The 13,432-nt window shown below is 70.9% G+C and carries 12 protein-coding genes; 5 read left to right on the forward strand and 7 right to left on the reverse strand.

The window, feature by feature from the left end:
- Window positions 1–611: 611 nt before the first annotated feature.
- Window positions 612–2,699: an acyl-CoA dehydrogenase family protein gene (locus tag KY469_19240; protein ID MBW3665234.1), complete on the forward strand. Its 2,088-nt coding sequence runs from the start codon at window positions 612–614 to the stop codon at window positions 2,697–2,699.
- Here KY469_19240 and KY469_19245 read toward each other — a convergent pair.
- Window positions 2,688–3,029, reverse strand: a complete 342-nt coding sequence (locus KY469_19245) for a hypothetical protein (GenBank protein ID MBW3665235.1) — start codon at window positions 3,027–3,029, stop codon at window positions 2,688–2,690. The two genes, KY469_19240 and KY469_19245, sit on opposite strands and share 12 nt — an antisense overlap.
- A 310-nt stretch (window positions 3,030–3,339) precedes the next feature.
- Here KY469_19245 and KY469_19250 point away from each other — a divergent pair, with 310 nt between their 5' ends.
- Genes KY469_19250 through KY469_19265 form a run of 4 tightly spaced genes read left to right on the forward strand, consistent with a single transcriptional unit; the run spans window position 3,340 to window position 7,482 of the window.
- Entirely contained in the window at window positions 3,340–4,080 is a 741-nt protein-coding gene (locus tag KY469_19250) for a c-type cytochrome (protein ID MBW3665236.1), read from the forward strand.
- Window positions 4,077–4,964: a Rieske (2Fe-2S) protein gene (locus tag KY469_19255; GenBank protein ID MBW3665237.1), complete on the forward strand. Its 888-nt coding sequence runs from the start codon at window positions 4,077–4,079 to the stop codon at window positions 4,962–4,964. The genes KY469_19250 and KY469_19255 overlap by 4 nt, the downstream gene beginning before the upstream one ends.
- Entirely contained in the window at window positions 4,961–6,400 is a 1,440-nt protein-coding gene (locus KY469_19260) for a ubiquinol-cytochrome c reductase cytochrome b subunit (GenBank protein MBW3665238.1), read from the forward strand. Before KY469_19255 ends, KY469_19260 begins: the two co-directional genes overlap by 4 nt.
- Window positions 6,401–6,429: 29 nt before the next feature.
- Complete coding sequence (locus tag KY469_19265) at window positions 6,430–7,482, forward strand: ATP-dependent DNA ligase (GenBank protein ID MBW3665239.1); 1,053 nt, start codon at window positions 6,430–6,432, stop codon at window positions 7,480–7,482.
- 77 nt (window positions 7,483–7,559) lie between these two features.
- Here KY469_19265 and KY469_19270 read toward each other — a convergent pair whose 3' ends face one another.
- Genes KY469_19270 through coxB form a run of 6 tightly spaced genes read right to left on the reverse strand, consistent with a single transcriptional unit; the run spans window position 7,560 to window position 13,270 of the window.
- On the reverse strand, window positions 7,560–8,492 hold the full coding sequence (locus KY469_19270) for a hemerythrin domain-containing protein (protein MBW3665240.1): 933 nt from the start codon (window positions 8,490–8,492) through the stop codon (window positions 7,560–7,562).
- A gap of 49 nt (window positions 8,493–8,541) precedes the next feature.
- The gene (locus KY469_19275; GenBank protein MBW3665241.1) at window positions 8,542–9,387 is read right to left on the reverse strand and encodes a cytochrome c oxidase assembly protein; all 846 of its coding nucleotides are present in this window, start codon (window positions 9,385–9,387) and stop codon (window positions 8,542–8,544) included.
- Between the two features lie 5 nt (window positions 9,388–9,392).
- Window positions 9,393–9,731, reverse strand: coding sequence for a hypothetical protein (locus tag KY469_19280; GenBank protein ID MBW3665242.1), 339 nt, complete (start codon window positions 9,729–9,731; stop codon window positions 9,393–9,395).
- Entirely contained in the window at window positions 9,728–10,348 is a 621-nt protein-coding gene (locus KY469_19285) for a cytochrome c oxidase subunit 3 (GenBank protein ID MBW3665243.1), read from the reverse strand. The genes KY469_19280 and KY469_19285 overlap by 4 nt, the downstream gene beginning before the upstream one ends.
- Complete coding sequence (ctaD, locus tag KY469_19290) at window positions 10,345–12,279, reverse strand: cytochrome c oxidase subunit I (GenBank protein ID MBW3665244.1); 1,935 nt, start codon at window positions 12,277–12,279, stop codon at window positions 10,345–10,347. The genes KY469_19285 and ctaD overlap by 4 nt, the downstream gene beginning before the upstream one ends.
- A gap of 7 nt (window positions 12,280–12,286) precedes the next feature.
- The gene (gene coxB / locus KY469_19295; GenBank protein MBW3665245.1) at window positions 12,287–13,270 is read right to left on the reverse strand and encodes a cytochrome c oxidase subunit II; all 984 of its coding nucleotides are present in this window, start codon (window positions 13,268–13,270) and stop codon (window positions 12,287–12,289) included.
- Window positions 13,271–13,432 lie beyond the last annotated feature (162 nt).

Genomic DNA, 13,432 nt, shown 5'->3' on the forward strand with positions numbered 1-13,432 from the left:
CTTGACGGCCCTTACCGGAAACCCTCGCATCCGGTGGTTTCCGTTGCACTTCGGAAACCACCGGATGCGCTGGTTTCCCGAGACAGCCAACGCAACCGCTGCGAGCGCGACGGGGACGACGAAGGACTCCTCGTCGGGGCCGGGGCCGGTGGAGCGGGTCGTCGAACTCATACACCGAACGTACTATCGCCCTGTGACACGTCAAGACCCGATCCAGCAGGATGTGGAGATCTGGGGACAACCGCGGAAGGACCCTCGACGCTGCACCTTCACGGTGTCCGTTCGGTCCCGCGGTGGAGGCCAGGGCGTGGCACGGTGTGAGGGACCGCGACCGCAGGAGAGGCCGATGCCGACGAGCAAGAGCGACAGTCGTTCACTGACGCCCTGGATCGTCGGGGCGCTGGTCGTGATCATCATGCTGGTCGTCTGGCTGGTGACCTGACCGCACCGCTGCCTGCTCCCCCTCGGGCCTTCGACGAGACGCCGGCTGCGCTGATCGGCTCATCCGCGCGCTAGGGTCACGTCCGGTTGAGCGGCCGGACGGTCGGGTTCCCGCCAGGCGCCGACGTCGCCGACGCGCCATCGTCGAGGCCCGTCCCGAGGAGGCGACCATGCCCCCCATCAACGACCTAGACCAGGAGCCGACCGTCGACGCGGACTCGCGTCCCGAGGCGATCGCCTCCGAGCAGCGGCACGATCCACCCGACACCGCGGTCGGTACTGCCGATGGCGAGCCGTCACGCCGAGAGGAGTCGACGGTCGCGGCCTCGCGGGGCGTGGACGCGGCCGAGGCGCGGCAGGTCGCGGAACGGGCTCGCGAGCAGGCATGGGAGCGCCCCAGCTTCGGGCGCCAGCTGTTCCTGGGGGACCTCGACCTCGACCTCATCCACCCGCTGCCACGACCGAGCGCAGAGGACCGAGCTGCCGGGGAGGAGTTCCTGGAGCGGTTCGAGCGCTACCTCACCGAGAACGTCGACCCCAAGGCCATCGAGCGTGACGCGATGATCCCGGTCGAGGCCATCGACGGGCTGCGCGAGCTCGGCGCGCTGGGGATGAAGATCCCGACCGAGTACGGCGGACTGGGCCTGTCCACGACCTACTACCTCCGTGCTCTCGCACTCGCTGGGTCGTGGCACGCATCGCTGTCGGCGCTGCTGTCGGCGCACCAGTCGATCGGCGTGCCCCAGCCGGTGGCGCTCGCGGGCACCGAGGAGCAGAAGAGGGAGTGGCTGCCCAGGTGCACCCGTGAGATCAGCGCGTTCCTGCTCACCGAGCCCGACGTGGGCTCGGACCCCGCCCGGCTGTCCGCGTCGGCGACGCCGACGGAGGACGGCAGCGGCTACGTGCTCAACGGGGTGAAGCTGTGGACCACCAACGGGGTCATCGCCGACCTCGCCGTCGTGATGGCGCGGGTTCCCGAACACGAGCACGGGCCCGGTGGCATCAGCGCCTTCATCGTCGAGTGCGACGCCCCCGGCGTGGTGGTCGAGCACCGCAACGAGTTCATGGGCTTACGCGGCATCGAGAACGGCGTCACCCGGTTCACCGACGTCCGGGTGCCGCGTGAGAACCGCATCGGCGGCGAGGGCGAGGGCCTCAAGATCGCCCTCCAGACGCTGAACACGGGCCGGCTGTCGCTGCCGGCGATCTGCTCGGCCGCCGGCAAGTGGGCGCTCAAGATCGCCCGTGAGTGGAGCGCCGAGCGGGTGCAGTGGGGCAGCCCGATCGGCCAGCACGAGGCCGTCGCGGAGATGATCTCGTTCATCGCCGGAACGGCGTTCGGGATGGACGCGGTCGTGGAGGTGTCCTCCGCGCTCGCCGACGAAGGCGGCAAGGACATCCGCATCGAGGCCGCCATCGCCAAGCTCTGGGCCAGCGAGATGGCGTGGCAGGTCAGCGACGTGCTTATGCAGATCCGCGGCGGACGCGGCTACGAAACCGCTGCTTCGCTCGAACGCCGCGGGGAGCGCCCCGTGCCGGTCGAGCAGGTGATGCGCGATCTGCGTATCAACCGCATCTTCGAGGGCTCCAGCGAGATCATGAAGCTGCTCATCGCCCGTGAGGCGGTCGATCAGCACCTGTCGGTCGCGGGCGAGCTCATCGAGCCGGATGCGACCGTCGGTGAGAAGGCCCGCACCGCGGCCGCGGCGGCACGGTTCTACGCCGGATGGCTGCCCGGTCTGCTCGTCGGACGCGGCACCGTTCCCATCGGGTACAGCTCGGAGTTCGGCAGCCTCGGCGAGCACCTCCGCTACGTCGAGCGCACCGCCCGCAAGCTCGCGCGTCACCTGTTCGCGGCGATGTCGCGGTGGCAGGCGAAGCTCGAACGCAAGCAGAGCTTCCTCGGACGGATCGTCGACATCGGTGCCGAGATGTACGCCATCGCGGCCGCGTGCACCTACGCCCGCGCGCTGGCGGACGAGGGCATGGGCGACCCGGCTGCGGTGCGCGACCTCGCCGACCTGTTCTGTCGCCAGTCACGGCGCCGCATCGAGCAGAGCTTCGACGCGCTGTGGGACAACGACGACGACCTCGGCTACGACCTCGCCCAGCGCACCCTCGAGGGCGAGATGATGTGGCTGGAGTGGGGCTTCCTCGACCCCTCGGGCGACGGCCCGCTGGTCGGCGAACCGGCACCGAGCCCCGACGTCCGGCACGACCACCCGGCCGCGCCCACGCCGGCGGGCTCAGCCGGCTAGCTCGAGGACCAGGGCTGGCGAGAGGTCGATGCGCTGGTCGAGTTGGCAGACCTCGAGGGGTCCGTCCCGGGTCGAACGGAAGACCCTGCCGACGAGGTGCAGCACCACCACGCGACCGACCGGGGCCTCGGGGACCAGGGCAGGAACGAGGCGACCGGGGAGGCTCCCCTCGACGGTCGTGCGCCGCGAGAAGGGCGGCACCCGGAGGACGGGGGCCTCGTCGTGGAGCGGCTGCGGTCCACCGGCGACGAGCACGTGGGCACGGAGCACGGCGGACAGCAGCTCGCGCTGGTCGCAACTGGCCGCGACACGTAGCCGTAGCCGGACCATCGGCTCGGCACGGGCCCGATCGAAGGCGACGTCCTCGACGGTGACGCGTCCAGAGACGCGTGCGGCACCTGCTGCACCCGCGTCAAGCCCTCTCGATCCATGTTCAGACCGTGACAGCCGGGGACCAGGTGCGGTGCCGTCACCTCCGCCCGCGCGGGCGAGGGTGGCTGTGTCAGCCTGTGGCTTCGTCAGGCCAAACGCACATCAGGGTGCTCCTGCAGCCCTGACCGGGACGCTCGGACAGGGTCCGACCGTTCCGACTCGACCACGTAGCTGGTAGGCGTGCGTCACGCGTGTCGTCGGAGGTGGGGTGGCGGGTAACAGCCGGGCGGTCGTGGAGTGGATCGCCGTGGCGGTCCTGGCCACGGCATCGTGGTCCGTCGTCGCCACCGCCTCGACCGCGCAGCCCGAGGGCTCGGACCAGGGCCGGGTGCTGTTCCAGCGCGACTGCGCCGTCTGCCACGGCCCCGAGGGCAGCGGGACCGACCGGGGCCCCAGCCTGGAGCGGTCGGGGACCGCCCTCGTGCACTTCATGCTGACGACCGGACGGATGCCGATCGACCACCCCGAGGAGCCGATCCAGCGGCGCCCGCCCGCGTACACCGTGGATCAGATCGAGGCCATCGTGGCGCACGCCGCGACGCTGACCCGCGGTCCCTCGGTCCCCGAGGTCCAGATCGATCCGACGCTGCAGGCACGCGGTGGCAACCTGTTCCGCCTCAACTGCGCCGCCTGCCACCAGCTCGCCGGCACCGGTGGGGCCCTCGTCGACCTCGAGGTGGCTCCGGCGCTCGACCAGGCCACCGCCCAGCAGACCGTCGAGGCCATCCGGGGCGGGCCCGGGACCATGCCGGCGTACTCCGAGGCGCAGATCGGCGCCGAGGACGCGGACGCCATCGCGGCCTACGTGACGCTCGCGCTGCGCCAGCCCGCCGACCCCGGGGGGCTGAGCCTGGGGCACTTCGGCCCCTGGAGCGAGGGCTTCATCGCGTGGTTGGTCGGCCTGGGAGGTCTGCTCGCCCTCGCGGCCTGGATCGGGAGGCGCACGTGAGCCAGCCGCCGGAGGGTGGGGACCCGAAGGGCACCCTGGCGATCGTGGCCTTCGCGGTCGCCATCGTCGGGGCGGTGTCGTTCGCGACCATCTACAGCCTCGGCGAGGGTCACTTCGGCGGGGCGTTCAACCAGCTCCTCGGCGTCAGCGTCGCTGCAACGATGGGAGGGCTCGGTGTCGGCCTCGTGGCGTGGGCCAAGGCGCTGATGCCGCCAGGACCACACGTGGAGGAACGTCACTTCCCCCACCCCACCGATCCCGAGGGGCTCGAGGCGAGCGTCACGGAGGGCGCGCGCGACATCGGCCGGCGCCGGCTGTTGGGACGTCTGCTCGCCGGGGCAGCCGGGGCCGGGGGCCTGGCCGCGCTGTTCCCCCTGCGCTCGATGGGCCCCGACCCCTTCCCGGAGCGGACCCGCACGGGTTGGCACGCCGGCCGTCGGATCGTGGACGAGGAGGGGGCGCCGGTCCGGGTCGACGACCTCGAGGTCGACAGCGTCCTGACCGTGTTCCCCGAGGACGACCCACACCGCGCGGACAGCCAGACGGTGCTGCTGCGGGTGCGGCCCGAGGTCGCGGAGGCGTTCCACGGCGGCGCGGCGACGCCGCACGGCTACGTCGCGTTCTCGAAGGTCTGCACCCACCTGGGCTGCCCCGTCGGGCTGTACCAGCCCGAGACCCAGCGCCTGCTGTGCCCCTGCCACCAGAGCGCCTTCGACGTGCCCAGCGGCGCCGTGCCGATCTTCGGGCCGGCCACCCGCGCGCTGCCGCGCCTGCCGATCGAGGAGGTCGGCGACGGCTTCCTCGTCGCCACCGGCGACTTCCCCGAGCCGGTCGGGCCCGGGTTCTGGACCCGCCCCGGCGTCGATCCCGAGCCGCAGCGGTGATCGAGAAGCTCGCGCGCGCCATCGACCGCCGCATCGGAGCCTCCGGCTTCGCCAAGGACAAGGCCGACAAGGTCTTCCCGGAGAGCTGGACGTTCCTGTTCGGCGAGGTCGCGCTCTACGCGTTCGTGGTCCTGCTGATCACCGGCACCTACCTCGCCCTGTTCTTCGACCCGTCGCACACCGAGGTCGTCTACGAGGGCCGCTACCTGCCGCTGCGCGGAGAGCAGATGTCCGCCGCTTACCGCTCCGCCATCGAGTTGAGCTTCGACACCCGCGCCGGACTGCTGATCCGGCAGATGCACCACTGGGCGGCACTCGTGTTCGTGGCCTCGATCGTGGTGCACGTCCTGCGCGTGTTCTTCACCGGCGCGTTCCGCCGACCGCGCGAGATCAACTGGGTCATCGGCGTGACGCTGCTCCTGTTGGCGATCTTCGAGGGCTTCGCCGGCTACTCGCTGCTGGACGACGTGCTGTCGGGCGTCGGTCTGCGCATCGGGCACGGCATCGTCGAATCGATCCCTCTTGTGGGGACGTGGACGGCTTCGCTGCTGTTCGGGGGGGAGTTCCCGGGCGAGGCCATCCTGGGGCGGCTGTTCGTCGGCCACGTGTTCCTCCTCCCCGCGCTCATGGCCACGCTGGTGGGCGTGCACCTCGCCTTGATCGTCCGCCAGTACCACACCCAGTACCCCGGGCCCGGGCGGACCCAGCGCAACGTGGTCGGTGTGCGGGTGTGGCCCACCTACGCCGCGAAGTCGGTGGGCCTGTTCTGCATCGTGTTCGCGGTCATCGCCGCGCTCGGGGGCCTGGCACAGATCAACCCGGTGTGGCTGTACGGGCCCTACGACCCCTTCCTCGTCACGACCGGGGCGCAGCCGGACTGGTACCTGGGCTGGGTCGAGGGCGCGCTGCGGCTGTTCCCGCCCTGGGAGATCACGATCGGTGGCTACCTCATCGCCAACCCGTTCTACCCCGCGGTGCTGTTCCCTGGGCTGCTGTTCGCCGCGCTGTACGCGTACCCGTGGATCGAGCGCTTCCTGACCGGCGACGACCGCGACCACCACCTGCTCGACCGCCCTCGCGACCGACCCTTCCGAACGGCGTTCGGCGTCGCAGCGTTGACGTTCCTGGCCGTGGTGTTCATCGCGGGCAGCCAAGACGTCATCGCGTACCAACTCGAGGTCTCGCTGCTCGGCATCATCTGGTTCCTGCGCATCGGGGCGCTGGTGCTGCCGTTGCTCGCGTTCGCGATCGCGTACCGCGTCGCCTCGGATCTGAAGGCCTCGAGCCACCGCCCCGCTGGCGAACAGGCGTACCGCGAGCTGGAGGGCGGGGAGGACGGCGGGGAGGCGGAGGGACCCCAGCGCTGGCAGGTGCTGGCCGGGGCGCTGTCGGCACGGTGGGGCTCGTCGCGGTGGTCGTCGCGGGAGCCGCGGTGAGCGAGGACCAACTCGACCGCTACCGGCGCATGCGCGACTTCGCGTCGACGCCGGAACCGGCCGGGGCGCCGGTGGGCGAACCTCCGACACCCGACGAGCCCCGGTTCGTCATCCAACAGCACGACGCCACGCGTCTGCACTGGGACCTGCGCCTCGAACACGACGGTGTGCTGCTGTCGTGGGCGCTGCCGCGCGGCGTCCCCTGGAGCCCCGACGAGAACCGCCTCGCCGTCCACACCGAGGACCACCCCCTCGAGTACCTGAACTTCCACGGTGAGATCCCGGAGGGGCAGTACGGCGCCGGGGAGATGACGATCTGGGACCGCGGGACCTACGTGCCGGAGAAGGTCGAGGACGATTCGGTCACGGTGACGCTCAAGGGACACCGGGTCGAGGGCACGTTCGCGCTGTTCAGCATCGGCGACCGGGACTGGATGATCCACCGCAAGGTTCCACCCCAGGATCCCGAGCGGCGCCCCGTCCCCACCGACCTGCGCCCGATGCGCCCCACGCCCGGCGAGCTGCCCGACGACGGGTGGGGCTACGAGATCCGGTGGGTCGGGGCGCGGACGCTGCTGACCAACGACGCCGGCCACGTCACGATCGTCGACGCGGACGGTGAGGAGCTGTCGGACCGGTTCCCCGAGGTGCGCCGGATCGGTCGGTCGCTCGCAGCCATCGAGTGCGTGCTCGATGCCGTGATCGTCGGGGTCGGCCGCGACCGTCAGCCGGTGGCCGATCCGGCGAACGTCGAGCGGCGGCTCGACGCGAGCAGCGCGAGCCAGTGGCGACGACTGTCGGAGGACCGCCCCGTCGCCGCCATCCTCGTCGACCTGCTGTGGCTGGAGGGACACCCGGCGCTCGCGCTGAGCTACGAGGCGCGGCGCGAGCTGCTCCTCGAGCTCGAGCTCCAAGGCCCCGCGTGGCAAGCGCCCCGCCACCACACCGGGGACGGCGGGGCGCTGCTGGAGGTGGCGCGAGCCCAGGGGCTGGCCGGCCTCGTCGCCAAGCGCCTCGACAGCCGCTACGAGCCTGGAGCGACCAGCCCCGACTGGATCGAGGTCAGCGCGAACCGAACTTGAATGGTTGGGGGCAGCTGCATGCACCCGAGTATTCAAGTTCGCGCAGATCGATGGTGACGGTCGAGGTCAGCTCCCGATCAGCTCCCGATCAGCTCCTTGACCTTGTCGCGCATGCGGTCGAAAACGCCGACGACCGGGCCGGCCGCGGCGCGGACCTCGGGCGTGGTGGGAGTGTTGGGGTGGGGGTGCGTCGGGGCGTTCTGCTTCACCTTCTCGAAGCCCTCCCCCATCTGGGCGAGCCGTTCCGCACTGAGCTCCTGGCGCAGCAGCGGGTGCTCCTCGTTCTCCTCGTGCTGCGCGTGTTGGAGGACGTCGTCGCGGAGTTCGGCGAAGGCGGTGAGGAACTCCTCGCTCTCGGGGTCCATGCTCTCCATGTCCGCGAGCAACTGCTCGGCCTTCGACTCCTCGTCGAGCAGCGACTCGGCGATCGGCTCGCCGTTCGACACTTCGTCGCGCAGGGTCGGGTGCACGATGGCCTCCTCGGCCGCCTCGTGCCGGGCGAGCTCGTACACGAGCCGCTCGAACAGCTCCTTGCGCGCCGTGGGTACCGCCGTCTCGAGCTGTTGGAGCAGCGCACGCACCTCGTCGTGGTCGCCCTGGATCAGTTGGACGATGTCCTGTGCCACGGTGGGTTCCTGTTGGTCGCGTGCTACATGGATACCGGCAACCGAGGTCGTGACCTCGCCGCGTCCCCGACCACCCGGCGTAGGCCGCGACCCGGCTCCTCGATGTGGATCGGGCAAACCGGTGAGGGCCAGGAGGCGCGACCGGACCTCGGTGAGCAACTCCTGTGCGCGACGGCGGAGGGCGACGTCGCCCAGATCCAGACGGGCGACCTCCGCGTGGGCCAGGTCGATGGCGGTCACGTCGTTGGTGACCGTCATCAGCCGCGCCACGCAGGTGCTGATGTCGGTCGGGGCGCTGAAGGCCATCCCGAGCGCACATGCGGCGAGGTAGCTCGCGTCCTCCCGAGCGTGGCCCGGAGAGATCGCGTTCTTCGTCGTCACCATGACCGCCACCTCCCAACGAGCGCGGACGGAACTTGACGCGCAACGGACGCTACGGTCCGGCTGGCGCACGCGGCCCGGATCGCGGAGCCAACCCGTGGCCCGGGGATGCCACGGCGCGCCCCGGCGGTGGCCGGGTGGTCGCCGCATCGCGGCGTAGCCAGCGCAGGAACGCGATCGCCCCGGCGATCACGTAGGCGAGGCCGCCCGGGAACCACATCAGGCCCCCGGCGATGTGCTGATCCTCGAGCGGGCTCAGGCCCCACGCGGCGGGGCCGGCACCCGTCGCGGGGAGCAGGCCCCGGTCGCTGAAGGTGAGCAGCCCCGCCAGCGCGCCCGAGAGCAGCATGCTGATGAAGACCGCCCCCACGCTGGCAGCCGTCGCGTGTCGTCCTCGCGCGTCCGCGACGACCCACCACAGCACGACCGCCCCGAGGAGCATCGTGGCGTGCTCGAGCGCGTGGAGGGTGGGATCGGACGCGGCGGCGGCGTACAGCACGGGGATGTGCCACACGCCGAACGTCAGCGCGTGGGCGAGCACGGCGACGACGGCCCAGCCGACATCCCCTCCGGGGATACGCGGCCGCAGCCGTTGCAGCCGCCCACGGGCACGGGGCGGGAACGCGAACGACAGAGCCAGACCCGTCCGCGCGAGCACCAGGAGAGGAGCGATCACGATCGTCAGCACCAGGTGCTGTCCCATGTGTGCCGAGAACAGGTCCGCGCTCAACGCCTCGACCGGGCCGAGCAGCGCCCCGCCGGCGACCGCCATCGCGGCGGCGAACGCCCCGACGCGCCACCGCGGCAGCGCGCGGCGCCCGGGCTCCCCGCGCCACAGTCGTGCGACGCCCCGCGCGTACAGGGCGGCCGAGCCGACGATCGCCAGGACGATGCTCACGCCGCTCACGGCGTGCACGGGTGGAGCACGAAGACGGGGACCCACTCCGCGACGATCGCCAGAGCGGAGACGGCGTTGAGTAGCACCCCCATGGCGCCGAGGAACGCGACCCCGCCGACGCCGCGCTCGCGCTGGCGCCAGAACGACCACGCCGGGATGATCGCGGCCAGCGTCGGCACGAGCGTGGCCACTGACAGCAGGTGCAGCACGATCGCGCCGGGCCCCTCGCACGCGAGCGGCGAGAGCGCCGCCATGCCGGTGATGTGGATGCCCCACAGCACGATGCCGGCGGTAAGCGACACCCACAGCAGCGGGCCGACCGAGTGCGTGAGGCGCTCGGTCACGTCCGGCCCAGCACGTTCGGTACCAGGTACAGCGACGAGAACACGACCACCCAGATCGCATCGACGAAGTGCCAGTAGACGCCGGTGAGGCTCAGCATCGTGTGTCGCTCGCGCGTGACCCGGCCGCGCCACACGTGGACCAGGACGAACGCGAGCATGACGATGCCGACCAACAGGTGCACGCCGTGGAAGTTCAGGATCGTGATGAGCACCGCCCCATAGGTGTGCTCGTCGGGGCGCAGCTCGTCGACGAGCTTGGGCTGCTCGTGCACGTGCGTGCCCAGGAAGTAGCCGGCCATGGCGAGCGCGACGATGCTCCAGACCGCCGTCCACGCCGCCGACCCGCGCCGCTCCATCGCCCGTTCCGCCAGGATCATCGGGACCGTGCTGCCGAGCAGGACCGCGGTCCGGACGATGGTCTTGGGCAGCTCCGGCAGGGGCAGCTCCTCGGGTGGCCAGGCACCCTCGTGGGCGCGGTAGTAGAAGTAGACGAACAGCAGCAGGGCGAACAGCACGCTCTCGGTCACGACGAGGCCGATCAGTCCCCACGACGAGGTGGATCGGCCCGGCCGGATCGCGATCGTGGGGCCGCTCGAGGTCGTCCCGACCGAGCTCACCGCCCCACCTCCTGGGCATCGGCGTGCGCCAGCTCCACCGGCTCGTCGTCCCAGTCGGGCCAGAACCACGTCGCGAGAGCCAGCGCGATCACGCCGACCCCGAACAGCCCTAGCCAGGGCGAGCGGACCAGCGCCCCATAGGCCCCGATCAGCATCCCGACAGCGACGACGAGGGGCGAGTAGGTGGGACTGGGCATGGGCATCACGGCCTCGTCGACGGCGTCGACGCCGCCGGTCGACAGCGTGTAGTGCTCCTCCTCCCCCTCTGGTGGCAGCAGCACGGGCCCACCCCGCACGCCGCCCTCCGCGGCGTCCCACAGCGGGTAGAGGCTGTCCACCACCGGCATCTGCTCGAAGTCGTACTCCGGCGTCGGCGAGGGGGTCGCCCACTCGAGCGAATCGCCGCCCCACGGGTCGGGCCCCGCCGGGCGGCCGCGGTAGCGGCTCCACACGAGCGTCACGACCGCGAGCAGGAAGCCGGTGGCGAGCACGTAGGCGCCGATGCTCGACAGCAGGTTCAGCCCGTCCCACCCCACGCCGCTCTCGTAGGTGTAGATCCGCCGCGGCATCCCCCACAGGCCGAGGATGTGCTGGGGGAAGAAGGTCAGGTTGAAGCCGATGAACGCGAGCCAGAAGGCGGTCTTGCCGGCGCGGGGAGCGGGCAGACGTCCGGTCAGCTTGGGCCACCAGTGGTAGAGCGCCGCGAAGATCGGGAAGACCGAGCCGCCGACGAGCGTGTAGTGGAAGTGGGCGACGACGAAGTAGCTGTCCTGTGCCTGGAAGTCGAAGGGCACCATCGCGACCATCACGCCGGTGATGCCGCCCAGCAGGAAGATGAACATCATCCCCAGCGCCCACAGCATGGGTGCCTCGAAGCGCGGGCGCCCCTCCCAGAGCGTCCCGATCCAGGCGAAGAACTGCACTCCGCTGGGGATCGACACGATGAAGCTGGCGGCGGCGAAGAAGCTGAGGGCCAGGTAGCCCAGGCCGGTCGCGAACATGTGGTGCGCCCACACACCGAAGCTGATGAAACCGATGGCGACGAGCGCGGTGACCACGAGCAGGTGGCCGACGAGGCGCGCCCGCGCGTGGACCGTGATCACCATCGAGACCACGGCGGTGGCGGGGACGAAGACGATGTAGACCTCGGGGTGGCCCCAGATCCAGAACAGGTGCTGGAACAGCAGCGGGTCGCCGCCGGCCGCCGGGACGAAGATGGTGAACTCGAAGATGCGGTCGATGGCGAGCATGAGCTGCGCGAGCGTCACGGACGGGAGCGCGAACAGGATCATGAACGACATCACGACGATGCCCCAGACGAAGATGGGGATCCGGCTGACGCTCATGCCGGGGGCCCGCATCTTGAAGGTCGTGACGAGGAAGTTGATCGCACCCACGGTGGTCGAGACCCCCAGGAACGCGAGCCCGATGGCCCAGAAGTCGATGGCGACGCTGGGACTGAACTCGTCGCCGGTGAGCGGGACGTAGGCGAACCAACCGCCGTCGGGGATCTCGCCCACGAAGAAGCTGGAGTAGATGAAGATGCCCGACAGCAGGAAGATCCAGTACGACAGCGCGTTCAGGCGCGGGAACGCCATGTCGCGGGTGCCGATCTGCAGCGGCAGGAAGTAGTTGCCGAAGCCCGCCCAGATCGGGGTGTTGAACAGGAAGATCATCGTCGTGCCGTGCATCGTCATGAGCTGGTTGTAGAGCTCAGGCGACAGCAGGTCGTTGTCGGGGCTGGCGAGCTGGGTCCGCATCATCAGCGCCTGCACCCCACCGAGCAACAGGAACACGACCGAGGTGGCGAGGTAGCGCCTGCCGATGCGCTTGTGATCGACCGTCTTGAGGAACCCCACGATCCCGGGCTCGTCGGACCAGATCCGTTCGAGGCGCTCGACGTCGCGGGGCGCAGGGGCGGTGAGGGTCATCGTCGCCTCACCGCAGCGCTGTCAGGTAGTCGACCAGCCGCTGGTGCTCCTCCTCGGTGAAGGTCACGATCGGAGGCATCTCGGCGCCTGGCTTGAACACCTGAGGGTTGGCGATCCAGGCGGCGACGTTGCTCGGCTCGTTGGGCAGCGTCACCGCCCCGATGGTGCGGCGCGAGGCGAAGTGGGTCAGGTCGGGGCCGAGCACACCGTTGGCGGAGGTCCCGCGGATGGTGTGGCACGCGGCGCACGCGTTGCGCTCGAACGCGGCCTCCGCCGCACCATCGCTGACGACCGCCGAGGCCGCCTGCTCCTCGACCCAGCGCTCGAAGTCGGCGGGCTCCTGAGCGATGACGAGGACGCGCATGTTGGCGTGCTGGAGGCCGCAGTACTCGGCGCAGCGGCCGCGGTACTCCCCCGCCTCCGAGGCGTGGAGCACCAGCGTGGTCTCGCGGCCCGGGACGAGGTCGGCTTTGCCGCCCAGCTGTGGGACCCAGAAGCTGTGGATCACGTCGGGACCCCGGAGCGTGAACTCGACATCGACCCCGACCGGGATGTGGATCTCGTTGGCGGTGACCGCGTCGTGATCGGGGTAGCGGACCTCCCACCAGTAGCGGTAGCCGTCCACCTCGACGCGGAGCTGACCCTCGGTGCGCTGAGCCGCCAGGAACGCGAACGTCACCCCCATCAGTCCCAGCAGGATGAGCGTGGGCACGACGAGTCCGCCCACGACGACGAAGCGCTCGCCGCGGAAGGGAGACGGGGCGTCGCGGTGGCGCTGCACGAGCGCCGCGACGAGCAGTCCCAGCACGACGACGATGACGCCGACCGCGATCCAGAACGCGATGGTGAACAACCCGAGCTGGTCGCGGGCGACCGGCCCCCGGGGATCGAGCGCCCCGCTGCTGCAGCCCACCCCAGCCGCCGCCATCGTGACGACCGCGAGCGCGCAACGCCACCCCGCCACCGACGTCCAGCGACCTCGTCCGCCCATCCCGCGCCACCGCATGACCTGCGACGCTAGGCGCGGGGCCCACACGTGCTACGCGTCGCGGCGCCGACGAACGGACAGGGCTACCGTCGCCAGCCCGTCACCGCCTACGGTGCGACGAACGACGGGGCGCGCCGGCAGTGAGAAGCCGGGGCGCCGCCATCA

This window comes from Actinomycetota bacterium (assembly GCA_019347575.1).
Lineage (GTDB): Bacteria > Actinomycetota > Nitriliruptoria > Nitriliruptorales > Nitriliruptoraceae > JAHWKY01.

Coding starts and splice junctions, on each gene's coding strand:
- ctaD (MBW3665244.1), bottom strand. CDS start 12,279: ATGACCCTCACCGCCCCTGCGCCCCGCGACGTCGAGCGCCTCGAACGG.
- KY469_19265 (MBW3665239.1), top strand. CDS start 6,430: ATGCGCGACTTCGCGTCGACGCCGGAACCGGCCGGGGCGCCGGTGGGC.
- coxB (MBW3665245.1), bottom strand. CDS start 13,270: ATGGGCGGACGAGGTCGCTGGACGTCGGTGGCGGGGTGGCGTTGCGCG.
- KY469_19240 (MBW3665234.1), top strand. CDS start 612: ATGCCCCCCATCAACGACCTAGACCAGGAGCCGACCGTCGACGCGGAC.
- KY469_19270 (MBW3665240.1), bottom strand. CDS start 8,492: ATGGTGACGACGAAGAACGCGATCTCTCCGGGCCACGCTCGGGAGGAC.
- KY469_19245 (MBW3665235.1), bottom strand. CDS start 3,029: ATGGTCCGGCTACGGCTACGTGTCGCGGCCAGTTGCGACCAGCGCGAG.